Source organism: Terrisporobacter muris, assembly GCF_024621905.1.
Lineage (GTDB): Bacteria > Bacillota > Clostridia > Peptostreptococcales > Peptostreptococcaceae > Terrisporobacter > Terrisporobacter muris.
On the sequence record NZ_JANKBY010000150.1, the window covers coordinates 1 to 8342 of the forward strand.

At 28.0% G+C, this 8342-nt stretch carries 7 protein-coding genes; all 7 read right to left on the bottom strand.

Features of this window, described 5'->3' with window-relative positions; all coding sequences use genetic code 11:
• Positions 1–78: 78 nt before the first annotated feature.
• The 7 genes from NSA58_RS11880 to rbr all read right to left on the bottom strand — a co-directional run bounded on the left by NSA58_RS11880 (position 79) and on the right by rbr (position 8205).
• Positions 79–1128, bottom strand: coding sequence for a BMP family ABC transporter substrate-binding protein (locus tag NSA58_RS11880; protein WP_257560497.1), 1050 nt, complete (start codon positions 1126–1128; stop codon positions 79–81).
• An 11-nt stretch (positions 1129–1139) separates the two neighbouring features.
• The gene (locus NSA58_RS11885) at positions 1140–1892 is read right to left on the bottom strand and encodes a response regulator transcription factor (protein ID WP_039679879.1); all 753 of its coding nucleotides are present in this window, start codon (positions 1890–1892) and stop codon (positions 1140–1142) included.
• Positions 1886–3643, bottom strand: a complete 1758-nt coding sequence (locus NSA58_RS11890; RefSeq protein ID WP_257560498.1) for a sensor histidine kinase — start codon at positions 3641–3643, stop codon at positions 1886–1888. Before NSA58_RS11890 ends, NSA58_RS11885 begins: the two co-directional genes overlap by 7 nt.
• 125 nt (positions 3644–3768) lie before the next feature.
• Positions 3769–5073: an NAD(P)/FAD-dependent oxidoreductase gene (locus NSA58_RS11895; RefSeq protein ID WP_257560499.1), complete on the bottom strand. Its 1305-nt coding sequence runs from the start codon at positions 5071–5073 to the stop codon at positions 3769–3771.
• On the bottom strand, positions 5063–5518 hold the full coding sequence (locus NSA58_RS11900; RefSeq protein WP_039679877.1) for a 4Fe-4S dicluster domain-containing protein: 456 nt from the start codon (positions 5516–5518) through the stop codon (positions 5063–5065). The genes NSA58_RS11895 and NSA58_RS11900 overlap by 11 nt, the downstream gene beginning before the upstream one ends.
• Positions 5511–7412 (bottom strand): anaerobic carbon-monoxide dehydrogenase catalytic subunit, encoded by a 1902-nt coding sequence (gene cooS / locus NSA58_RS11905; RefSeq protein WP_257560500.1) that lies wholly within the window; start codon positions 7410–7412, stop codon positions 5511–5513. Before cooS ends, NSA58_RS11900 begins: the two co-directional genes overlap by 8 nt.
• Before the next feature lie 202 nt (positions 7413–7614).
• The gene (rbr, locus tag NSA58_RS11910; RefSeq protein WP_039679875.1) at positions 7615–8205 is read right to left on the bottom strand and encodes a rubrerythrin; all 591 of its coding nucleotides are present in this window, start codon (positions 8203–8205) and stop codon (positions 7615–7617) included.
• Positions 8206–8342 lie beyond the last annotated feature (137 nt).

Below are 8342 nucleotides of genomic sequence, written 5' to 3' on the forward strand. Positions count from 1 at the left end.
AAAATATAATAAATTTGACATTTGATAAAAATATTGATATTTGACAAAAAAATAACCCACCATAAAGGTGAGTTATTTTTAATTATTTGAAAATTTATCTAACTCATTTTGAGTAGATGGTATTACAATTTCTTCCTCAATCATTAATTTTTTTATTTCTTCTACTTTTTTAATTATATTTGAAGATACCTCAACATTAGAGCCTTCTCTTTCATATCCAATTACATCATCTTTAATACCTAATTCTTTTATTCCAGAAGTCCAGTTACCCTTAACTAAAGATTCAATCTCATTAAATATAATTTTATTGGCATATCTTGTTGCTGTTGAAACTATATAATCTGGTTCATACATATTTTGATTAGCATCTACACCAAAAACATATTTATTCATTTCTTTTGCTGCAGCAAATACACCAAATCCAGATTGTCCCGCCAATTGTTGAATATAATTTACGCCCTTTTTATACATTAAAATTCCCATTTCTTTGGCTTTAGTTGGATTTGAAAAATCTCCCACAGTAGCCTTTATAACATTTATATTAGGATTAATATATTTTACTCCAGCTTCAAATCCAATAGCCCCTTCTTCCAAATAACTTAAGTTTTTACCCAAAATTATACCTACACTATTATCTTTAGTGTTTGTATGCGAAATACATAATCCTGCCAATACTCCATTTAAAAATGTTTGCTCATTCCACTTCGTATAAATAGCACTTACATTAGGTAAACTCAATTTTGAATCTATAATTGTAAACTTTTGATTGGGATATTTTTGTGATATTTGTTTTATAGACTCTTCTTGCTCTTCTCCCAGTCCTATTATTAAATCATATTCTCTATCCTTTGCATAATTTAAATATGTATCTTCATATTCATTCTTATTTTTCACATAAGTATAATCAAACTCAATACCTAGTTTTTCTTGAGATTCTAACATTCCTTCATAACATAAGTCGTTAAATGACTTATCTCCCAGTCCTGTTTCATTAAATATTATAGCTACATTAAATATTTTCTCATCTTCATTTTTAATTAAATTTGTTTTCTTGTTATTTAATAAAGTAACAAGAAACACCATAATTATCAATAAAATTACAAATACTATATTTTTACTTTTCTTCATTTTTATTTACCTTAAAATCTATCATCATCAGGAGATATACCTTTATATTTTTTGTAAGTTTTAGAAAAGTAACTAGGATTTTGATAACCAACCTCTAATGCTATTTCTCCTACTTTCATATCACTATTTTTTAGTAATTGCTCAGCCTTGTTCAATCTATAATTTGTAAGGTATGTTGAAAAATTCTCTCCAACTTCCTCTTTAAACAAACGTGAAAAATACTCCTGTGATAAAAATACATTTTTTGATATATCAGCTAAACAAATAGTATCCTTATAATTTAAATCAATATATTTTAGTGCCATTAGTATTGATTTTGAATATTTATTTTCATCATACTTAATTTCATTATTTTTATTTTCTTTATTAATAAACAATTCTTTTTTACTAATAATATCTTTTTCAATTTTAGAAAACACATCTTTTAATTCCTTTGGTCTTATATCTGATTTAATTAAATATTCGAAAACTCCACAACTAATAGCTTGTTTTGCATAGTTAAATTCTGCATAGTTACTTAATAAAACTACATAGACATTAGGCATTATTTCTTTTACTTTTTTTGTTAATTCAATACCATCCATTATTGGCATTTTTATATCACTTATTATTACTTCTGGTTTTAAATCTTTAATTAATTCAAATCCTTCTTTTCCGTTATTAGCACTACTAAGTACTTTATAATCATCAGAAATTTTAGAAATATTATATACTATCCAATCTCTTATTGGTGCTTCATCCTCAACTACTATAATATTTAGCATATACCCTCCCTTAAATTTGGTAAAATAAATATAACTTTTGTGCCCTTCCCTTCTTCACTTTCTATTCTTAAACCATATTTCATACCATAGTTTAATTGAATTCTTTCATGTACATTAGTAACACCTACAGAATTTATACTTACACCTTTATTCAATACTGTTATTAACTTATCTTTTGACATACCTATTCCGTTATCTTCAATTATAATTTTAATATGTTCATTTTCTTCAGATGCTGTCACTTTTATATAACCAAAGTTATTTTCTTTTTCCATACTATATAATATTGCATTTTCTAATATTGGCTGTAATATGAATGAAGGAATTTTAAAATCCAGTACTCTTTCTTCAATATGGTATTCTATTTCAAATGAATTTGGATACCTCATTTGCTGTAATTCACCATAATTTTTTATATTTTCTATTTCGTCTCCTAATGTAATCATCTCACTTGCTTTTGGTAATATAGCCCTTAACAACTTTGTAAATCTATATAACATTTCTTCCGCTTCTTCATTTTTTCCCATAGATATTAAAAATCTTATTCCACTTAAAGTATTATACAAAAAGTGAGGATTTATCTGAGCTTGTAAAAAACTTAATTCCGCCACACGCTTTTGTTTTTCTGATTCTTTAATATTTTCTATAGATGTGTTAAGTTGGTTTACCATGCTGTTAAATGATTCTTGTAAGTCTCCAATTTCATCTTCTCTATTAACAATAATCTGTGACTTTAAATTACCACCAGTTACTTCTTGCATTTTATTTTTTATCTGTATAATTGGTTTTGTAATCCACTTCGAAAGCTTATACGTTATTATTAAAGCTATAAAACTTACAAACATAATTATAAGAGTTGTTATAGATATAATTTTATTTGATATTTTCATGCTAATATTACTTGGTATTTCTTGTATTATATTCCATTCATATTCTTCAATTTGAGAAATAATTTTTGTACTATTTACACTGCCATCAATATTTCTGTCATCATTATTAAATATATCTTTATAGTTTTTTCCAATATCTCTTTTATCTTTACTGGATATAATTTTTCCACTTGAATCCGTTATATAAATAAATGAACCATTATCTATCATTTTTGAATATCTATCATATAACATCGTTTCACTTATATCCATTATTAAAATTCCCAAGGTTTCATTAGTTATAATATCCTTAATCAATCTACCCATTTTAAAAATGTTTTTATAAGGTCCAATTCCATTTTCATCTTTGTATGTATTAATTAAAACTGTATCTCCATCTGATTTTACAATTTCCTCATACCAAAGTTCCTCTTTTATGTTATTTAAATAATATTTATTTTTTGAATAAGTACTATATGTATATCCATTATTGCCAACTATATAAAGTTCTGGTTTCATGTTATATCTTCCATATTCCCATACAACGTCATTTAGTAATCCTTCTACATAAGAATTCATATTTTTTTCTAACTCTTTATTAGAAAAAATTGTTTTATGAGATGTAGCTAATATTTCCATTAAATGGCTATCAACTACTATAGTATCCCCCATGGTTTCCACATTTGATAGCAAAATAGATATATTATTTGCCACTTCATCTAAAACTTGTTCCCTCATTACTTCCATTTCTTTATTTACTATTTTATTAGTATTTTTTACTTGTTCAACTGAAATTGACAATGATATTAATACTATAAGAATAAATAAAAGCAAAAATAACTTTAATGTAATACTCTTCCTCATTTTAAAAATATTTCCCATTTACTTTAGCATCCTTAAATATTTCTTTTTATAATAATTAAGTTTAAACTATATTTTTTTTTTAATCAATAGCATAAAAAAACAACTGATTCTAAAATCGATGCAGTTGTTTTAATATTTTTTAATTATATATTAATGTTATATTCAAATTCTCCATTTTCCTTCATAGAAAAGAAATCAGCATATCCAATATCAAATACTCTTTCTCTCAAATTTGGTATCTGAATTTTATGTTTTATAAGATAAGTAATCGGTCCAGTATAAGAAATATCTCCTTGAGCTATAAATCCTGTTATTACATCATCTTTTATAACAAATTTTTTATATCCTTCTTTATCACATCTAGTTATTACCTCGTAAGTATCATCTGGTGGTATAGCTATTCCTAAAGAAATTGTTGGGATTCCTACAAAATTCATACTGTTTTTAAATGTAAATTCATCATCTAGAATTTTTTCAACCCCAACCATATTGTAAGCTGCAACAATTCCTTGTTTTACAGCAAGTGGCCATATGGCATTTTTACCAACTACATCTCCCGCTGCATATACATCTTTTACTGTAGTTTCGCATTTGTCATTTATTACTATACCTCTACTGTCTTCTATTTTTGTATTTGCTACAAATTCTGTATTGGGTTTAACTCCTGTAGAAACTATAATCATGTCACATTCAACTACAGTCTTATCTCCAAGTTCTATACCTTTAACATTTTGGCTTTTATCTAGTATTATTTGATTTACAGGGCGAGAAGGATATAGTTTTGCTCCAAGTTCAATAAACTTATCTTCATAAACTTTAGATGAATATTTATCCAGTTGTCTATCTAATATAAATTCATTTGGATAAATTAAAGACACCTCTATATTTCCCATATCCAATAAAGAAGTAAGAACATCTATTCCTATAAGTCCTGCTCCTATTACAGCAACTTTTTTAGTAGTTTTAATTTTTTCTTTTATATCAATCACATCTTCTATGTTTCTAAGTGGATATATATGTTTTCCTTCTTTTATATTTTTAATTGGAGGTATAAATGCTGAAGCTCCAGTTGCTATTAATAATTTATCATATGATATATCTTCTTTTTCTAATTTAACAATTTTCTTATCAGTATTAATATTTTGTACACTTTCATATTTTTTCCAAGTTATATTGTTTTTTTCCATAAAGTCTATATCCACAAAATTAATACCATCCACAGTTCTATGTTCTGAAATAACATGATGTAACATACAACGTGAATATATTTTATCATCCTTAGAAACTACTATAATACTTCCCTTTGGATCTAATTTTCTTAAAACTTTTGCTGCATTTATTCCCGCTGCACTTGCACCTAAGATAAGGTACTTTGTTGGATTATTATTTATTTCAACACATTTTTTTTCTTTTTTAGATGATAATTTATTAAGTAATTTATCTAGCATAAGCTTCCTCCTTTTGTAGCTTAATTGCTCCTGTAGGACACATGGCTACACATTTAGGAATTTCTTCATCTTTACATAAATCACATTTTAATATTTTTTGCTTACTTCTGTCATCCACTTTCAATAAGCCATAAGGGCATGACATTACACACATATAGCAAGAGCCACATTTTTTTTCATCATAAGAAACTATTCCACTTTTATCATCTTTGCTCATAGCCCCGCTCATACAAGTCATTACGCATTCTGGTTCATCACAATGTCTACAAAATATAGGTACTGGGTGATTGTTTTTATCCATTTCAATATGATTTCTACTTTCAGTATCAATACTATTTAAGTCTAATGTATACATATTATCATTGTCACTATCTCTAATCATACAAGCAAGGACACAACTTTTACACCCTTTGCATAAATCTTTATCAATTAAAATTCTATGCATAAACTTCCACATCCTTTAACCCTAGTTTTACTCTTCTATCAATTATTATTTCTTCTAATTGATCTGCAGTTGATTTAGGGTCTGGGTTTACTATTACATGGCCTCCTGTTATATCTTTTAATCCCTCTGTTAAAACTTCTGTTACTAACTTACTTCCTGTTATAAATGGAGGAAGTGCTAAATGTAGAGGAAGGCCTAAGGCTAAACCAAAAGCTCCATCAGCTAACGCTTGTTCTTCTAACCATTGTGGTGCAGAAAGTACTAGTGGTAATTGTGGTAAATCTATTCCTAGGTATGCTGCTAGTTCTGTTGCTACTATTTCAAGTCTACCTATTGCTAAACATGGACCAAAGTTTAATACTGGTGGTATACCTAATTTCTTACATACTGCTTTTAAATTTTCTCCAGCTAATTCTTCCGCTCCTGGTGACATTAATCCTACATTTTCTAGACCTCCAGTTGAACATCCTGCTGATAAAACTATTATGTCTCTCTTAATTAATTCCTTAGTTAATTCAACAGTATTAATGTCGTGTCCTCCAGCTGTCATGTTTGAACATCCAACTATTGCAGCCACACCTTTTATTGTTCCATCAGCTATTAAATCTACTAATGGCTTCCATGAATCTCCTAAAAATTCTTTTAAGTTCTTTTCACTAACACCTGTTAAAGATTGTTCAAATCCATGATCTTTTGGTATATCTATTTTAACTTCACTTCTTCTATTTTTATAAGATTCTAAAGCTTCATTTATTAATTTTGTATCTATTTCATCGTATTTATTTCTATCTAAATAAACATATTCTGCATTTTTCTTTTTAGCCACATCATCAAGACATATCATTTTAACTTTTAATTCATCTGCTATTGGTTCAAGTCCTGGTATTGTACAATTAAATTCTGAAACTATCATATCTATTGCACCTGTTGATAATACTGCCTCACTTGTAAAGTTATTTCCAGCATGACCAGCAAATATTTCTTGATAATGCTCTCCTCTAAGTTGTAAGTCTTGACCTACACATGTACATCCTACTAATCTAAATCCTTTTGCTCTCACAGATTTTGCTAGTTCTACAACTTCTGGCTGTTTTAATTTTTCTTGGAATGATGTAAATGTTGAGTGTTGGTGTCCTGTAATCATTATGTTTATATAATCTTCATCTATTACTCTAAATCCTACTGGTGCCATTCTTATAACTGGATCACCTAGCATTATGTCATTAATAAGGTTTGTAAGAGTTAATCCATAAAGACCTGTTGAAATTCCAAGGCTTAAGCAACTCATTAGCATATCTACTGGGTCTGAGTTTAAGTTAGTTGATGATTTTACTACCCCATCAAATACTTCTGATTTAGCACCACCAGGCATTATTCCTAACTCTTTCCATTTTTCAACTCTTGGTCCATATCCTATTTTTTCAACAAGTTCCATTTTATTAAATCTAGGTTTATATAAATCATTTAGAACAGCGTCTGCAACTTTAACACATTTTTCGTATTTATCATCAACCTCTATTCCCAATTTTTCTGCTAAATGATTTAGTGCTTTTTCACTTTTAATTATTCCCTTTGTTTCTCCTACATGTTTTAAATTTAAAGCTGTATTTTCCACTACGTGAATATAACATGCTGATCCTGATGCAACCGCTCTTAAAAAGTTTCTACCAACTATTGTATCTGCATCTGCTCCACAAATTCCTTTTGGTGATTTAGGCGTTATTCTACATGGCCCATTTGAACAGAGTCTACAACAAACGCCTTGTAAACCAAATCCACATTTTTGTTTTTGAGTTTCAGTTCTATGAAATGCTGTGTCAAACTCCTTACTTGCTACGAAACTTTCTAATCTTTCATCTGCACTTTTACACATTCTACAACTATTACAATCCATTTTAACTCCCCCTAAAAATAATATTTAATTAAATTTTCATATTCTGAGAAATGTCTAGTGATTCGAGTAATGTTCTGATAATTTATTATTTAACAATTTCTTATTATTATATATACCTGGAAAAATTTTCATCAAACATTTTTAGTAATTTTTTCCACAAAAAAAATAGATAAGCTAAAAGTTTATCTATTTTTTATTAATACTATTGATTAAAAGGAGACATTCCTAATCGAATGAAAAATCCTTGAGGATGATTACATACTGGACAAGATTTTGGAGCTTCTATTGAATTATGTATATGACCACAGTTTAAGCATAGCCACTCTGTTTTCTCATCATTTAAAAATAATTTTCCTTCTTCAATATAGTCAGCAAATTTCCCAAATCTATCTCCATGAGTTTTTTCTATCTCCGCTATTTTTTTAAAAGAGTAAGCAACTGCTTTAAATCCTTCTTGTTCTGCTATTTCTGCAAATTTTGTATAAACATCATCATGCTCTTCATATTCATTATGTTGTGCTGCACGGAGAAGCTGTACTATATTATCATAAATATCTACTGGATAACTTCCATCTACACTAATATTACTTCCAGCTAATTCTTTAAGATGATCATAATATACCTTTGCATGAGCTCTTTCTTGGTCAGCAGTATATTCAAATACCGCTTGTATTACATGTAGTTTTTCTTTCTTTGCCTGTGACGCTGCAAATAAATATCTGTTTCGTGCTTGTGATTCACCTGCAAATGCACGCATAAGATTATCCTTTGTTTTACTATTTTTAAAATCCATTATATAACCTAAGTTCTATCTTCTCTGCTCCTTCATAAGTTTTCCCTATAACAAAATGAAGTGCATACTCTCCTTCTTTTAACAAATCTGCATAATCTTTCGCATCACTTAAATTTTCATAATCCTCATCAAACACA